We start from the raw sequence: 17077 nt of genomic DNA on the forward strand, positions 1-17077 counted from the left end.
ATATTTTTAATAATCTATATTTTAATATGAAAGTAACTCTAGTCTTTAAACAAGAAAAACCTCAAAATTTTATATAAAAAAGCAGAGTCTTTTATCAAAGAATACCTCCTAAGGTAACTCTAAAAATGACTCCGCTTCTTAGAATCATTAGACGTCTAATGATTCTTGATTTTCTGATTTCTTCTCTTCTTCTTCTTTTGCCGGGCCGTCCATATTGTAATGACTGCGAACTAGACCTTTAATTTCTTGATAAATCGCTTCATTGGTTTTTAAGAATTGTTTGGCATTTTCACGTCCTTGCCCCATTCTATCACTATTGTAAGAATACCAGGAGCCACTTTTTTGGATGATATCCAGGTCAGAGCCGATGTCTAGAAGTTCACCTTCTCTAGAAATCCCTACCCCATACATAATATCTACTTCCGCTTTTTTGAAAGGTGGGGCTACTTTGTTTTTGACTACTTTTAATCTCGTTTTATTCCCTACCATTTCATCTCCCTGTTTCAGGGTTTCAGCACGTCTCACTTCTAGTCTTACAGATGAATAGAATTTAAGTGCACGGCCACCTGGTGTTGTTTCAGGGCTTCCGAACATCACACCGACTTTTTCACGAATTTGGTTAATAAACATAGCTGTTGTTTTTGATTTACTAATCGCACCAGAAAGTTTTCTTAACGCTTGAGACATTAAGCGAGCCTGCAGACCTACGTGAGCATCTCCCATCTCACCCTCAATCTCAGCTTTAGGTACTAGTGCTGCTACAGAATCAATAACAACTATTTCAACTGCTCCGCTTCGAACAAGTGCTTCCGCAATCTCTAGAGCTTGTTCTCCTGTGTCAGGCTGTGATAATAGTAGTTCATCTATATCGACACCAAGAGCACGTGCATAAACAGGGTCAAGTGCGTGTTCGGCATCTATGAAGGCCGCTTGTCCACCTTGTCTTTGCGCTTCAGCGATAGCATGGAGAGCTACTGTAGTTTTACCAGATGATTCTGGTCCATATATTTCAACAATTCTTCCTCGAGGATACCCACCTACACCAAGAGCCACATCAAGGGCGAGTGATCCACTGGAGACTGTACTAATTCTTTGTTCCGCTTGTTCTCCCATTTTCATAATAGAGCCTTTACCGAACTGTTTTTCAATTTGTCTTAACGCCATATCTAAAGCTTGCTTACGATCGCTCATAATATTCCCCTTTCAAAATTACTATACCTATCATAACTTGTTTTTTTCATTTTGCCAACTAAATAAGCGAATAAACGTTCCCTTTTTCATCATAATTCAATAGGCAAAAAAAGAACCATATTCAAGGAAAAAAACTGTTTTCCCCCTTGAATATGGGGTCATTATTGCGATTTTAACTCATGAAAAAGTAGTTCATATCCTTTATTCACTGTGCGGCTACGAATTTTATCCCTGCTACCATCAAAATGGTAGTTTTTAACGATCGCCTCTTTTTCTCCTACCTTCAAACCAATATAAACAATTCCAGGAGGATGACCTTCACTATAATTTGGACCTGCTACACCTGTAAAGCTAATAGCAATATCAACTTTTAAAAGATGCTGTACTTGCTCAGCCATCATCTTTGCACACTGCGAACTCACAGTTCCATACTTTTCAATGAGCTGTTTGGGAACTTGAATAACTGACTGCTTAGCGGACGGTGTATAAGCTACTAGTCCACCTTCACAAACAGAAGAAGCCCCTTCTAGTTGAATCATTCGCTCTATAAACTTTCCACCCGTTAAACTTTCCGCCGAACCTAAGTTTTCTTCCCTCTGCGCTAAAAGATCCTGGACAGCTTCTTCGATAGTAATACTATCACTGCCGAAGTAATACTGTCCCACACGGCTTAAAATTTCTTTTTTAATAGAGGCTATTTTTAATGATGCACGGTTTCCTGATGCCGTTAAGCGAATGGCCACATCACCTTCACCTGCTAAAGGAGCAATCGTGGGATTTGTTTGAGACTCAACTAAATCAGCTAGTTCACTTTCTAAAGAAGATTCTCCAATACCAATAAAACGAAGCATTTCTGATTTGATCTCCGACTCTAACTTAAAGGTTTCTATTAAGTAAGGGAACACCCGATCATTCATTAAACGCTTCATCTCAGAAGGTACACCTGGTAAGAAGATAAACGTGACACCATTGTATTGAATTATTTGTCCAGGGGCCATCCCTTCATCATTTTCAATTACTTGGGCACTGGCTAAAACTAGAGCTTGTTTTCGATTGTTTATTGTCATCGTACGATTATTTTTATCGAAGTATCCTTGGATTTTATTCATTGTATGTTTATGCTCAACTAATTCATCATGAAAAAGCAGCTTAGCAGCATCTCTTGTTAAATCATCCTCCGTCGGACCAAGTCCGCCTGTGACAATGACTACGTCAGATCGTCTGCTTGCCTCGTCAAAAGTGTTAACAACTCTTTGTAGATTATCACCAACGACGCTGTGAAAATAGACAGACGCGCCATAATGCGCCAATTCTTTTGAGATCCACTGGGAATTTGTGTTTGCAATTTGACCTAATAAGAGTTCAGTTCCAACAGCAACTAATTCTGTTCTCATTTGGAATACCTCATTACGTGCCAATTTTTCACAAAATAATCATAACCAGAATAGACCGTAATGATTAATGCAGCATATAAACTAATCGTACCTAATGGTAGATCAATATAAGCTAATGGCCAGTTATGCAACAATAAGAGAGAGATAGCAACGATTTGAATCCACGTTTTTAATTTCCCCATTTGGCTGGCGGCCAGAACACTGCCTTCTCCTGCTGCAACAAGACGAAGTCCCGTGACTGCAAATTCCCTGCTAATAATGAAAATAACAATCCAAGCCGGAGCAAGACCAATCTCCACTAACACAATAAGGGCTGCACTAACGAGTAACTTGTCTGCTAAGGGATCAAGAAATTTCCCCAGATTCGTAACTAAATTGTATTTACGGGCAATGTAACCATCAATCCAATCCGTAGTTGAGGCTACAATAAATAAAATCGCACCCGCTAAATGTGCAATTGGAAGTTCTCTATCTCCCATTTGAATCTCGCCCCATTCAAATGGAGCACTCATTAAAATAATAAATATAGGAATTAAAAATATCCGAGACAGTGTAATCTTATTTGGTAAATTCATCGTATTGAACTCCTTAGTTACATATTTAAAGCTGTCCTCAGAGAAAAAGAAGAAATTTCTTCCTTATTCCCTTGGACAGCCTCTTTTACAGTGAATTAAATCTTATCGATAATTTTTGTGTTAAGTTATCAGTTGGAAACTCAATTTCTTCTCCATTCAGCTTCACCGTAATACCGGGTACAGAACCTGTACGGATATAAACTTCATCAAACTTGCTAATATCAACAATAATATCTTCATCTTCCGCAGTATATAGTCCTTCCGCGAGGCTTTCTCCACCTTCAGGAGCATTTACTGCAAGATAGCTTTCACCGTTGATTTCAATCGTTAACTCTCTTTCATCCGCTCCAGTGACTTCATATACATGTTCTGGAAAATCACCTGTACCAGTTTCTTCTAGTGAAGCTTCAAGCTCTTCCGATTCTTCACTGCCCGTTTCTTCTTCACGACTGTTCTCGTCTGAATCGTCAACACTTGGTTCTGTTTCCTCCTCAGATGAATTTGTTTGGTTCTCTTCTTCATCATCCGAAGGTTCGGTGACATTTACTTGGTCCTGGCTACTTTCTTCTTCATTCATATTGTTATTACTTTCAGGATTAGAATTTTGCGTTATAAAATACCAGACGACAAAGAGCAAACCTATAATAAGTACAATGGTTATCACAGTAGGAAAAACTTTTGAAAAACCTCCACCTTTTTTTGAACTACTGTCACTTTTAGACTTTTGTACACGACTATAATTGACTATCGGTTCTTCTTTATTTGAAGGCAGCTCATTTTCATGCTCTTGCATTATTTGTTCAGGGTCTAATCCTACTGCTGAAGAGTATTCCCTAATAAAAGCTCGGGTATAAAATTTACCTGGTAATACGCTAAATTCATTATTTTCAATAGCCTGGAGGTATCGCTTTTGTATTTTCGTCGTGCTCTGTACCTCGTCTAATGATAATTGTTTTGCTTCTCTAGCCTCTTTTAGGCGTGAACCTATCTCCATACTAACACCATCCATTATCTAAAAATCAAACATTGAGAAACCATCATTTGATTTCGCTTCTCTTTCGATTGTTTCATAAGTAATTACTTCATCTTCGTTATTTCTAAGTTCGATAATATAGTCAAAATCACCTAGTTTATATTCGGTTTCTTGAACGAAAATATCAGGATGCTCAATGACTTTCGTAACCGGAAGCCGCATAATTTCCCGAACTAACTGCCAATGCTTTTCACTGGCTCTTCGGGCGGAAACAATTCCATCTATAATATACAAGTTATCTTCGTTATATTCCTCTTCGATTAATTGACTTCTAACCGTCTGCTTTAATAAGGTACTTGAAACAAATAACCATTTTTTATTGGCACACACGCTTGAAGCTACGACAGACTCAGTCTTCCCAACTCGTGGCATTCCACGAATTCCAATTAACTTATGTCCTTCTTTCATAAATATTTCAGCCATAAAATCTACTAACAATCCTAAATCTTCACGATTAAAACGAAACGTTTTTTTATCATCAATATCTCTATGTATGTAACGACCATGCCTCACAGCTAATCGATCTCTTAATTTAGGTTTGCGCAACTTAGTGATTTTAATCGTATCCATCGTATTTAAAATAGAACGCAGTCTAATGATTTGGTCTTCACTTTTACAAAGCAAAAGCATGCCTCTGTGCGAATTTTCCACACCGTTAATTGTAACAATATTTATAGCCATCATTCCAAGTAATGAAGAAATATCTCCTAGGAGTCCTGGGCGATTGTATTGAATCTCATATTCTAAATACCATTCTTTTTTCTCCATAATCCATCTCCTCTGGAAAAATGTCGAATTTTACAGAAAAATTTAGATTAACTCTCTCTTTTTATATCATAAATGATTTTACCCTAATAAGAAAGGCTACAAACAGATTTAGTAAAAAAACCGTACAGGGATGTACCCTGCACGGTTTAATTTACTATTATGATTGTGTTCCTTCATTTTGTACAAGTTTTACCATCATATTAGCAATTGCATGTTGTTCCTCGGTATCAGCCACATTCCATAATTCTCTTAAAACGGCTTCTTGATCATTTTTTGCTTCTACTTCTGTAGCTAAGTAACCACCAATTTCAGTAGCTATTTCAGAGACAGCCTTCTGATTCATCCCTTGGCCTTCTGCCTGGTGCAAACGATCACCTAAAAAATCTTTCCACGATTCAAAATTATCAAGTACAGACATTACGTATACCTCCTCAGATGATTTTTCATCTTTAGTATGAGGCAAAATCATAATAATTATACAAACATTCCTTAAAACCAGCCGCCGTTTATCCGCAAAATATGTCCTGTGATATAACTGGATTGATCTCCTAATAAAAACGCCACTCCATTTGCTACTTCTTCACTTGTACCAGCTCTTCCTAATGGAATTTCTTCGAATATACTATTTGTTTCCCCTGAAGACAACTGGTGATTCATTTTTGTAGAAATAAAACCAGGAGTGACAGCATTGACTCGTATACCACTTGGGGCTACTTCTTTAGCTAGTGCCTTTACAAAACTAATTTGGGCTCCCTTAACCGTACTATACAATACTTCCATGCTGGCACCTTCTTCTCCCCATAACGAGGAGACAACTACGATTTTCCCCTGTTTATTTTGAATCATGGTCGGTAACAATGCTCGAGTAATCATCCACATTGCTTTAACATGAATGAAATAATATTCATCCATTTGTTCAGATGTTATATCTTGAAAAAGTTGAGTGGAATGATTTCCAGGAGCAAACACTAGCATATCCCAATCTTTAGGCATGGAATCTATAAATTCTTCAATCCCTTCCTCAGAAGATAGGTCTCCATAGTAAGAGCCAAGCCAACGACTTTGAGGTATATTAGCCTGGATATCTGAGTTTTTATCTTTATTGGTACGATAGTGAACAGCAACATCTATGTTAGATGCTGCCACTTTTTCAACTATCCTAGAACCAATATCACCACTACCACCAATAATTAAACAACGCTTATTCATTTGTCTGTGGTTTAACTTGGAACACTGAAATTCTTTCCTCTTTAATCCAATGCTCAACATATTGATCAACATCTGAGGTAGTTAAAGATTCAATAACTGGAAGTACGTCAAATAAATCGACGCCAAGCGTATGATAATGTGTGAATTGATTAGCAATAAACTCTAGAGAATTTAACGCTCTCATAAATTGACCAATTTTTTTCCGCTTCATTCTGGAAAAATCTTCTTCAGATATTTTCTGCTCTTTTAATGAATGAAGCATTTCTTTTAGTCTTTTAGCCAATTCATCAGGTTTTCTAGAATCCCCGCCTAGAATTGTAAACCCAAATTGACGGTCGAGCTCTGTTTCAAATTGAAAACTATCATCAATAAGATCCGCTTGATAAAGTTCCTCGTAAAATGCACCACTTTTGGAAAAATAGAAGTCCAAAATCATTCCTGATAATAATTCTGCGCAAAGTAAGTCTTCTCCTTTTAATGAAGAAACATCTTCTTTCACTCCAACCATTGCTTTGGCTGTCGTTACTGGCATCGTAATAGAATCTTCTGCTTTAGCTACCGCTTTAGACTCTTCTGGATAAGAACGTTGAATATCTGGAATTTCTTTAAATTCTTTCTTCGTTTGGTTCGTACGAATTTGGTCCATCATTTCTTCAGGTTTAATATTGCCGGCTACGAATAATACCATATTAGAAGGATGGTAAAACGTTTCATAACACGTATACAGATCATCTTTTGTAATTTCTTGAATAGAATCAACGGTCCCGGCGATATCAACTTTGACAGGGTGTTTCTCATACATACTTTGAATGGTTCCAAAGAATGATCTCCAGTCTGGCTGGTCATCATACATACGAATTTCCTGAGCAATGATACCTTTTTCTTTATCTACCGATTCCTTTGAAAAGTACGGATCTTGAACAAAGTCCAGTAATGTTTCTACGTTCTTCTCAATTTGACTCGTTGCTGTAAAGAGGTAAGCCGTTTTTGTGAATGAAGTGAAAGCATTGGCCGATGCCCCTAGTTTGGTGAAGTCTTGAAACACATCGCGATCTTCTTTTTCAAACAACTTATGCTCTAAGAAGTGAGCAATCCCTTCAGGTACGGTAACTTCTTCATTTTTTCCAATTGGAGTGAATGTTTGATCTATTGAACCATAATTCGTTGTGAAGATGCCAAAGGTTTTTGCCATTTCAGGCTTCGATAGCAAGAATACTTGTAAACCGTTGTCCATTGTTTCACGATAAACGGATTCATTTAACTGTTCATATACGAGTTCTTCCATTACTCTTCCCCTCCCTCTTGACTAGTTAAAAAGTAAATCGTATCTAACTCAATTTTATTAGCAACATTAATAACGTCTTCTTTTGTTACTTTACGAATATTATCCATAATATCTGCGGCAGGCATTTCTTTGCCTGAAAGCATCTGATGATAAAAGACTTCAATTAGTCCATTGGCATTGTCCATCGTTTCTTGCAACTGATTAATCACTTGTTCTTTCGATTCTTCTACTTGATCTAAAGTGAAGTCCCCGGATTCCATTGCATCCATTTGCTCTAAAATTATTGTTTTGGCTTGCTTATAATCCTTAGGGTCTACACCGCTAAATACAAGCAACAGCCCCTTATGACTTTCAAATCTCGACGCAGCATAATAAGCCAAACTATGCTTTTCACGAACGTTCATAAACAATTTTGAACTTGGAAAGCCGCCGAACAAGCCATTAAATACTTGTAACGCGAAATAGTCAGATTCTCCAAATTTAATGTTAGTTCTATAACCAATATGGAGTTTTCCTTGATTGACTTCCTCTCGTTCTACAATTTCATTAACTTCACGTTTCGTTGAAGGCTCTGAAACTTGATGGTCATCACTATTATCACTAGATGGTCGTGAGAAATATTGATCTGCCAGATGTTCCATTTCTGACTCATCAATATCTCCGATAATGTAAACATCCAGCAAATCACGATTAATCATTGAACGGTAATAATCATATAAGGTTTTTGCGGTAATATCCTTAAAATCCTCTAAATATCCATGAACGTGAAGAGCATAAGGTTCACTCTCACACATATGGTCAATTAACCTCATGTTAGCATAACTCATTTTATCATCTTTTATGGAAGTTATTTTTTGTTCCAGTGTCTGCTTCTCGCGATTGACAATCGATTCATCAAATGAATCCTGATCAACTTTGGGATCAAATAATACATCACTAAAAATTTGTAATGCTTGCTCTAGAATAGGTTCTTGGTTTGTTAAATAAGTTTCATTTACAACTTCCATACGAAAAGAAAGGACGTGATTTTCACCTTTTTTTGTTCCATCACTTGATAAACCCGTTCCATATAAGTTTTCAAGGGCAGATTGTAAAGATCTTACATCTGGATGTTTTTGCGTTGCTTTTTGTAATACATGAGAAATCAAAGCCCGTTCCGTAATTCCCTCTCTTTTTAACGGCGATTTTAACTTGGCAACGATTGATACGGTCTTATACTTTTTACTCGGTAAAATATGTAATCTGTATCCATTCTTATCATATACTTTTTCTTTAGAAATTTTCATTTTCATCCTCCTCTTTTGATATTTATTATGCACCTATTCACTTTTATTCATCCATTCAAGACTAATTATTATGCTACGTTATAAAAGTGAAAAAGTAAAAAAATAAAGCCCGGCACAATATGCACCGGACTTTTGACCTTAATTAACGGTTTCCTTTTACATAAGCCTCACCAAGAGATTTAGGAGCCTCTGCTCTTCCAATAAAGCCAGCAAGAGCAAGAATTGTCAATACATATGGCGCAATTAGTAAAAACACTTGAGGAACGTCTTCTAAGAGCGGAAAACTTGAACCTACCACACTTAAACTTTGAGCAAAACCAAAGAAGATCGCCGCCCCTAATGCACCTAATGGATGCCATTTACCAAAAATCACGGCTGCTAAAGCCATAAACCCTTGCCCTACGATGGTTGATTGAGAAAAGTTCATAGCAATCGTTAAAGCAAACACAGAGCCACCTAAGCCACCTAATGCACCAGATAACATAACAGCTGCATAACGCATTCCATAAACGTTAATTCCATTTGTATCCGCCGCCATCGGGTGTTCTCCTACCGATCTCAAGCGAAGTCCAAAGGAAGTTTTAAACAACACGAACCAAACAACAACTGCCAAAATGATAGCTAAGTAAGAAGTAAGATACATATTTGAAAAAAACATTTTACCAATAATAGGGATATCGCTTAGCAGCCAAATATCCTTCGTATAAAATGGTCGACTAATCATGTCTGTCTGACCTTTATCATACCACTGCTTCGTTAGGAACAAACCAATTCCTAGAGCTAAGAAGTTGACCGCAACTCCGCTAACCACTTGGTCAGCCCTAAATGTAATAGAAGCGATAGCATGTGTTAATGCAAATAAAGCCGAAACAATCATAGCTACAAATATAGATATCCAAGGGGTCCAGGTACCAAATACATCGGCAAAGGTAAGATTAAATACAACCCCAACAAATGCTCCCATGATCATTAAGCCTTCAAGTCCGATGTTAATGATTCCTGAGCGCTCACTGAACACTCCACCTAACGCTGTAAAAATAAGAGGCGCCGCAAAAAATAGTGCTTGCGGTATAATTGATTGTAAGATTTCTAAAAAGTTCATTTATTTCCCCTCCCTTATAAACCGCAGGATAAACCAGCGAATCATGTAGCTTGAGGCCACGAAGAAAATAATGAGTGCAATCACAATCTCAACCAACTCTGTAGGAACACCAGCAACTGTCGGCATGTTTAATGCGCCAATTTTTAAAGTACCAAATAGGAATGCAGCTAAAACAACTCCAATGGCAGCATTTGCTCCGAGAAGAGCCACAGCAATACCTTCGAAACCGATATTCGTAAATCCGGATTTGGTAGCAAAATATCCATATGTACCAAGTCCTTCCATTGCACCAGCCAGTCCAGCAAATGCACCGGAAATAACCATGGCTAGAACGATATTCTTTCCTACACTCATCCCTGCATAATTAGAGGCAAAAGGGTTGTACCCCACAGACCGAAGCTCAAATCCTCTAGTTGTTTTATTCAATATGAACCACATGAAGAAAGCCATAAGAAGAGCGATTAAAATTCCATAGTGCATACGAGAGTAAAAAGTCATTTCAGCAATCCATGTTGATGCTAAAGAAGCGGATTCTGCAATTCGTTCGGTTTGATCCTCATCATCAGTTATAACATGGCGGACGATAGCATTCGTTGAATAAAGAGCTATGTAGTTCATCATGATCGTTACAATAACTTCATGAACACCTAATTTAGCTTTTAAAATTCCAGGGATAAATCCCCAGAATGCACCAGCAGCGGCTGCAGCAAGAATCGAAAGCGGAAGATGAATAATCATCGGTAGATCAAACGCTACACCTACCCAAACGGATGCAAGCCAACCGACAAAAACTTGTCCTTCCACACCAATGTTTAATAGCCCTGTACGTAGGGCGAAAGCAACTGCTAATCCCGAAAGAATATAAGGCGTAACCATCCGTATAGTTTCCCCGAAAAAGTAACTATCGCCGAATGCACCATTCCATAGAGCTCCATATCCTGCAATCGGATTGTATCCAAATACAAGCATAATAACTGCACCTGAAATTAATCCTAAAATAACTGAAATGACCGGTATCAAAATGTTGATCATGCGATTTGAAAACATTACTCAACACCTTCTTTCTTATTCGAATTCCCCGCCATTAACAGACCGAGTTCTTGTTCGTTCGTATCTTCAGGTTGAAGCTCAGCACTAATTTGACCATCGAACATAACAGCAATCCGATCACTTACGTTTATTATTTCGTCTAATTCAAAAGAAAGGAGTAAAACGGCTCGACCTTTATCTCTCTCTTCAATTAGTTTTTCGTGAATAAATTCTATCGCTCCAACATCCAAACCACGAGTTGGTTGGGCGGCAACAATTAAGTCAGGTGATCGGTCTATTTCTCTTCCTATGATCGCTTTCTGCTGATTTCCTCCTGAAAGAGCACGAGCCTTCGTTAATTCATTAGGAGTACGTACATCATATTCTTCAATCAAGGATTTTGCTTTCTCATAAACCCGCTTAAAGTTCATCACGCCTTTATTTGAAAATGGTTTTTGATAATAGGTTTGTAAAACCATATTATCTGCGATTGGAAAATCCAGAACTAATCCAAATTTGTGACGATCTTGAGGAATATGAGAAATTCCAGATTCAGTTACTTTTCTCGTAGATAAGTTAGAAATCACTTTATCATGTAAGCTGATCGTGCCGGATTCTGTTTTTCTTAAACCTGTAATAGCCTCAATAAGTTCAGTCTGACCATTACCATCGATTCCAGCGATACCAAGAATTTCTCCAGCCCTGACCTCCAGATTTAAACCTTTGACCATATGAACATTTCTAACATCTTTCACATATAAATCCTTAATAGATAAATAGGTTTCTTGCGGATTGGCAGTCTTTTTCTCAGTTTTAAAGTTCACTTCACGACCCACCATTAAAGAAGCAAGATCGTTGGGATTTGTTTCGCTTACCTTTACCGTGCCGACCCCTTCACCTTTACGAATCACTGTACAACGATCACATACTTCCATTATTTCTTTTAATTTATGTGTAATTAAAATAATCGATTTGTCTTCTTTTACTAGATTTTCCATAATCGTAATAAGCTCTTTAATTTCCTGTGGTGTTAACACAGCTGTTGGTTCATCAAAAATTAGTATATCTGCCCCTCGATAAAGAGTCTTTAATATTTCAACACGTTGCTGCATACCTACTGTAATATCTCTAATTTTAGCTTTTGGATCCACATTTAACCCGTATTTTCGGGAAAGATCTAACACTTCTTGTTCAGCCCTTTTAATGTCAACTTTTACACCTTTACGCGGTTCACTGCCTAATACAATGTTTTCCGTGACAGTAAATGTGTCAACTAACATAAAGTGCTGGTGCACCATTCCAATTCCTAATCTGTTCGCTACATTAGGATCCGTTATTTTTGCTTTTTCACCACGAACCTTTATTTCACCATCTTCCGGCTGATAAAGACCAAATAGAACGTTCATCAAAGTAGATTTCCCTGCACCATTTTCTCCTAACAGTGCATGAATCTCTCCTTTTTCAACTTGAAGATTAATGTTGTTATTGGCTACAATACCTGGAAATTCTTTTCGGATATTGAGCATCTCGATAACGTAGTCCATTTATCCCATACATCCCTTCATAAAGGTACTTAATCTCTTAATATTTCCCTAAAAAATCATCAAATGAAGAGGTCCGGAGTCATCTCTTCATTTGATGATTTTCATAGATATATAGGGCTAGACTAAGCTAGCCCTATATCATGCATAGATTTAGATTTATAGTGAACTTTCGTATTCTTCTAGTTCTTCATGAGTACTAGGAACAGCGACGTCACCATTAGAGATTTTTTCTTTCCACTCGTCAACAGCTGTAACAATTTCCTCAGTCATTGCTTCTTCATTTGTTTTAGCAATACTTATTGCATCATCGTCTAAACCATACTCCATGACTTCTCCAGCTGGGAAGTTACCTTCCATAGCTAAAGTAGACACTTCATTAACCGCAACGTCTACTCGTTTAACCATAGATGTTAAAGTGACATTATCGTCCCCAATTTGTCCTTCTTCGTATTGGTCACGGTCCACACCAATCACCCATACATTTTCATCTGGATTACCTTGTTTCAAGTCTTTGGCTTGAGCAAAAACTCCATTACCAGTTGCACCAGCAGCATGATAGATCACTTCAATACCACTGTTGTACATATTGGAAGCAATCAATTTCCCTTTATCAGCTGCTGCAAAACTTTCTGCATACTGAACGTCAACTTCCATATCTGGATCTACAGATTTTACTCCAGCTACATAACCAGCTTCAAATTTATTAATTAAATCTCCATCTTCCCCACCGACAAATCCAACGGTGTCAGCTTCAGTTTTCAAAGCAGCTGCAACCCCTGCAAGGAAAGACCCTTCATGCTCTTTAAAAGTAATACTCACTATGTTATCACCTTCAGCTACAGAGTCTACTAGCCCGAAATTTGTGTCAGGATTTTGTGCAGCTACTTTTTCAAGAGCTGGCTGTAGTAAATATCCAATTCCAAAAATAAGATTATAATCTTGGCGAACAAGGCGACTTATATTTGTGTTATAGTCACCTTCACTATCAGACTGCGCGTAATCAAACCCTTCGCCCTCTTCAAGTCCGTTTTCTTCACCAAACGCTTGCAAACCTTCCCATGATGACTGGTTAAATGATTTATCATCTACTCCACCTACATCTGTAACCATAGCGGCTGAGAAGTCATCACCAGCTTCTCCTTCAGTTTCTTCTCCACCTTCAGCTGAATCTTCCTCACTATCTCCACCTGTTCCTTCATCCGAAGAACCACAAGCAGCTAAAACAAAACCAATAGAAAGCAGAAGTGCTAAAATCATAAGAAAACGACGATTTTTCAAAACGATAACCCCCTAAATTTGTTAAGTATTAAAAAAATTAAAACATCTAAAATTTTTTGGACTTTTCCTTTCCAGCCAGTCTCACCTCCTTAAAGTTCAAAAGAGCAATCCGTCCTTACACTCGTTTTCTTAATACGTGAAAGCTAAACTTGTCCGCACGAAAGTAATTAGAGGATAAAAGTACAGGTTCATCATCTTTTGTATAATGCATTTGTTTAAGAAGTAATAATGATTGGTCTGGTTCACAATTTAAAATGGGAGAAATCTTTTCGTGATACCCTATCGGTTCAATATCAGTTACAGCATAACTAATGGATTTGCCAGTATACCGTTCTATTATTCCAAACAAAGAGTCTGCTTCTCGAACTTGATCTAGTGGGATCAATCCTTCTGGAATTCGGTCCTTGCAATAAACTACAGGTTGATTGTCAGCAGTCCTTACACGTTCAACTTTTGCAAGTTCATGTAGTTCAATGGGTGAGAAGCGCTCGCGTTCATCTTCGGTAGGTTCAATGAGTTCGGCAGATAAATATTGAGATCCAGGTATCATACCTGATTTACTGATCATGCCTGTCACGCTATCCAACTCTTCAATACCAGACGTGAATACAGGTTTAGGATTTACAAATGTACCTACACCATGTCTTCGAGTTACAACATTCTCTTCCTCTAGGATTCGGAGAGCTTCTCTTAGAGTGGCTCTTGAAACACCTAAAGACTTTGAAAGCTGAAATTCGGAGGGTAACTTTTCTTTTTCTAAGTAAATGCCCGTTTCTATATCTCGTTTAATCTGCTCGATCACTTGTAAGTACAAATGGCGAGTATCTTGTTTTATCGACATAACGTTCACTCCAAGTCTATTAGCCTATAGGTAAGAGATCTGACATCTGACATTCGACACATCATATTGGTGAACAATATAACACTTTTAAAAGAATAAATAAATGGAATTAGGACATTTTAATTGAATTTTGCACATATTTCTTAAGTTTATATCTTGTATTTAATAAATTTATATAAAAAACTGACGCTATTTCTGCGTCAGTTTAACTTTCTTCCGCTACTTGGGAAATAAGTACCGTTCTAGGTTTACTTCCTTCATAAGGTCCTACCACTCCGTTATCTTCCATTGCATCTATTAGCCTGGCAGCACGTGTATATCCTACTCTGAACCTTCTTTGAATCATTGAAACACTAGCACTCTGCATTTCCATAACCATTTGAACCGCCTCAGGGTAGAGGTCATCATCCACTTCCTTTTTCACTTCACTTTCTTCATCAGGGATCATTTCTTCCTGATATTGGGCTTTTTGCTGTTCAACGCAGAAATTAACAATACGTTCAACTTCATCATCTGAAAGAAAAGCCCCTTGGACACGTGTCGGTTTATTCATACCAACTGGAGTAAATAACATATCACCTCGGCCTAATAATTTTTCAGCACCACCTGTATCTAAAATAGTCCGAGAGTCAGTTTGTGAAGAAACACTAAAAGCGATTCTTGACGGGATATTCGCTTTGATTACTCCTGTAATAACATCTACTGATGGACGTTGGGTCGCAATAATTAAATGGATTCCTGCTGCTCTTGCCATTTGAGCCAGTCGAGTAATTGCATCTTCTACATCATTTGAAGCGACCATCATTAAATCGGCAAGCTCATCAACAAGAACAATGATGTATGGTAAAAACGGTTGATCGTCTTCTTGCTCCCGATTATGTCTCTTAATATATTCATTATATCCTTCAATATTTCTCGTACCAGAATCTGAAAATAAATCGTAACGGCGATCCATCTCTGAAACTACTTTCATCAGGGCACGAGATGCTTTCTTAGGATCTGTTACCACAGGTGCTAATAAGTGAGGAATTCCATTATAGACATTTAACTCTACTTTTTTAGGATCAATCATCATCATTTTCACTTCATGAGGCTTAGCTCTCATGAGCACACTGGTAATGATTCCATTGATACAAACACTTTTTCCGCTTCCTGTGGCACCTGCAACGAGTAAGTGGGGCATTTTATTTAATTCAGCCATTACAGCTTCCCCGGAAATATCTCGTCCTAAAGCGAAGCTCAATTTTGCATCTGGATGAGCTTTGCCTTGTTCGAGAACTTCTCTTAATGAGACCATCGATACTTCTGTATTTGGTACTTCTATCCCTACAGCTGATTTCCCTGGAATAGGTGCTTCAATACGAATATCCTTTGCTGCTAATGCTAGAGCTAAGTCATCATTTAAGTTTACTATTTTACTAACTTTAACTCCGACATCGGGATACACTTCATACTTTGTTACCGAAGGACCTACGTGAACTTTCGTAATTTTAGCTTTAACACCGAAACTTTGAAACGTTCTCTCTAATTTTTTAACCGTTGCTTGTATATGAGAGCGTCCTTGACTTTGTGGAGTTGAAGCTGGTTCATCCAACAAATCTAGACCTGGAAGCTTATAATCCGGATTTTCTAATTCGGCTGTATTCATCGTTTTATCCAAGCTTTGCTCCTGTTGATTTGTTTGTTCTATTTCGTCGGACGAAACAGTTTGTTGATAAGCTTGTTCAGTAAAGTCTTGAATAATTGGTTCATATTCCTCTTCATTGGCAGTAGCTTGATTGCTCTCGACCTCTGATTCTAAGATAGGAATTTCCTTTACCTCTTGTTCATTTGCAGAATTATCTGCTTTAGTCTTAGATTGTTTCTTTTTTTCTTTGATATTGATCATACCAGCCTTAAGTTTATCACCAATATAAGTAAGGATGTCACCAATCGAGCGTTCTGTCATAACTAACCAACCGACAATAAGTAAAAAGATAGAAAATATAACAGACCCAGTAGCAGAAAATAAATAATAAGTTATAAGTAGAAGAAAAGCTCCTGTTACTCCACCACCAATACTAGCTGCTGATATTTCCCCTTTCATCATGCTCGTTAAACGGTCCCAAGTCAGCCCAAAGACTCCACCTTCATTATTTTGTAAGTCTTCTGCCAATGTTTGCACATGAGTAAAAAGTAATAAAGCAATAAACATAATGTAAATTCCAATCAGACGTTTATGTAAAAAGTTAGGCCATTGCCTTTTGATCATTAAATAGATACCCACGATTAAGAAAAAGAGAGAAGCTATAAAGTACCATACACCAAATAATACTTGCCAAACACGTTCCAGTCCACCTGGAATGGCTCCTTCGCTAATCATAGAAGCACCACTTCCGAAGACAGCAATAAATATAAAAAGAAGCCCAATCAATTCATATTTTACATGTTGTTTTAATGCTGCATTTTTTTTACTAGATTTAGACTTAGTTTTTTTCTTTTTTCCCATTAATTGCACCCCCTTGCTATCTTGAAAAGAATAGGATGTCGATTGCTGTTAAAA

General features: G+C 37.6%; 15 protein-coding genes. All 15 read right to left on the bottom strand.

What is annotated here, in order from left to right; all coding sequences use genetic code 11:
• Positions 1–147: 147 nt before the first annotated feature.
• Positions 148–1191, bottom strand: a complete 1044-nt coding sequence (recA, locus tag ACFQIC_RS04645) for a recombinase RecA (RefSeq protein ID WP_204707753.1) — start codon at positions 1189–1191, stop codon at positions 148–150.
• Between the two features lie 161 nt (positions 1192–1352).
• The gene (locus ACFQIC_RS04650) at positions 1353–2585 is read right to left on the bottom strand and encodes a competence/damage-inducible protein A (RefSeq protein ID WP_204707754.1); all 1233 of its coding nucleotides are present in this window, start codon (positions 2583–2585) and stop codon (positions 1353–1355) included.
• Entirely contained in the window at positions 2582–3160 is a 579-nt protein-coding gene (pgsA, locus tag ACFQIC_RS04655) for a CDP-diacylglycerol--glycerol-3-phosphate 3-phosphatidyltransferase (protein ID WP_204707755.1), read from the bottom strand. The genes ACFQIC_RS04650 and pgsA overlap by 4 nt, the downstream gene beginning before the upstream one ends.
• Before the next feature lie 85 nt (positions 3161–3245).
• A complete protein-coding gene (locus tag ACFQIC_RS04660) occupies positions 3246–4154 on the bottom strand; it encodes a helix-turn-helix domain-containing protein (protein ID WP_204707756.1) in 909 nt (302 codons plus the stop codon).
• An 18-nt stretch (positions 4155–4172) separates the two neighbouring features.
• Positions 4173–4961, bottom strand: coding sequence for a DUF3388 domain-containing protein (locus tag ACFQIC_RS04665; protein WP_204707757.1), 789 nt, complete (start codon positions 4959–4961; stop codon positions 4173–4175).
• A 157-nt stretch (positions 4962–5118) separates the two neighbouring features.
• Positions 5119–5379 (bottom strand): DUF3243 domain-containing protein, encoded by a 261-nt coding sequence (locus tag ACFQIC_RS04670; protein ID WP_204707758.1) that lies wholly within the window; start codon positions 5377–5379, stop codon positions 5119–5121.
• 71 nt (positions 5380–5450) lie between these two features.
• On the bottom strand, positions 5451–6170 hold the full coding sequence (gene ymfI, locus ACFQIC_RS04675) for an elongation factor P 5-aminopentanone reductase (protein ID WP_204707759.1): 720 nt from the start codon (positions 6168–6170) through the stop codon (positions 5451–5453).
• Positions 6163–7455, bottom strand: coding sequence for an EF-P 5-aminopentanol modification-associated protein YfmH (yfmH, locus tag ACFQIC_RS04680; protein ID WP_204707760.1), 1293 nt, complete (start codon positions 7453–7455; stop codon positions 6163–6165). Before yfmH ends, ymfI begins: the two co-directional genes overlap by 8 nt.
• Complete coding sequence (yfmF, locus tag ACFQIC_RS04685; protein WP_204707761.1) at positions 7455–8741, bottom strand: EF-P 5-aminopentanol modification-associated protein YfmF; 1287 nt, start codon at positions 8739–8741, stop codon at positions 7455–7457. The genes yfmH and yfmF overlap by 1 nt, the downstream gene beginning before the upstream one ends.
• Before the next feature lie 142 nt (positions 8742–8883).
• Entirely contained in the window at positions 8884–9843 is a 960-nt protein-coding gene (locus tag ACFQIC_RS04690) for an ABC transporter permease (protein WP_204707762.1), read from the bottom strand.
• On the bottom strand, positions 9844–10890 hold the full coding sequence (locus tag ACFQIC_RS04695; RefSeq protein WP_204707763.1) for an ABC transporter permease: 1047 nt from the start codon (positions 10888–10890) through the stop codon (positions 9844–9846).
• Complete coding sequence (locus ACFQIC_RS04700; RefSeq protein WP_204707764.1) at positions 10890–12416, bottom strand: ABC transporter ATP-binding protein; 1527 nt, start codon at positions 12414–12416, stop codon at positions 10890–10892. The genes ACFQIC_RS04695 and ACFQIC_RS04700 overlap by 1 nt, the downstream gene beginning before the upstream one ends.
• A 156-nt stretch (positions 12417–12572) precedes the next feature.
• Positions 12573–13694 (bottom strand): BMP family lipoprotein, encoded by a 1122-nt coding sequence (locus ACFQIC_RS04705; protein ID WP_204707765.1) that lies wholly within the window; start codon positions 13692–13694, stop codon positions 12573–12575.
• 115 nt (positions 13695–13809) lie between these two features.
• Positions 13810–14535 carry a GntR family transcriptional regulator gene (locus ACFQIC_RS04710; RefSeq protein ID WP_204707766.1) on the bottom strand — a complete coding sequence of 242 codons (726 nt, stop codon included), beginning with the start codon at positions 14533–14535 and terminating at the stop codon, positions 13810–13812.
• A gap of 205 nt (positions 14536–14740) precedes the next feature.
• Complete coding sequence (locus tag ACFQIC_RS04715) at positions 14741–17023, bottom strand: FtsK/SpoIIIE family DNA translocase (protein WP_204707767.1); 2283 nt, start codon at positions 17021–17023, stop codon at positions 14741–14743.
• Positions 17024–17077: the final 54 nt, after the last annotated feature.

Source organism: Halobacillus seohaensis (assembly GCF_042663045.1).
GTDB classification, from domain to species: domain Bacteria; phylum Bacillota; class Bacilli; order Bacillales; family Halobacillaceae; genus Halobacillus_A; species Halobacillus_A seohaensis.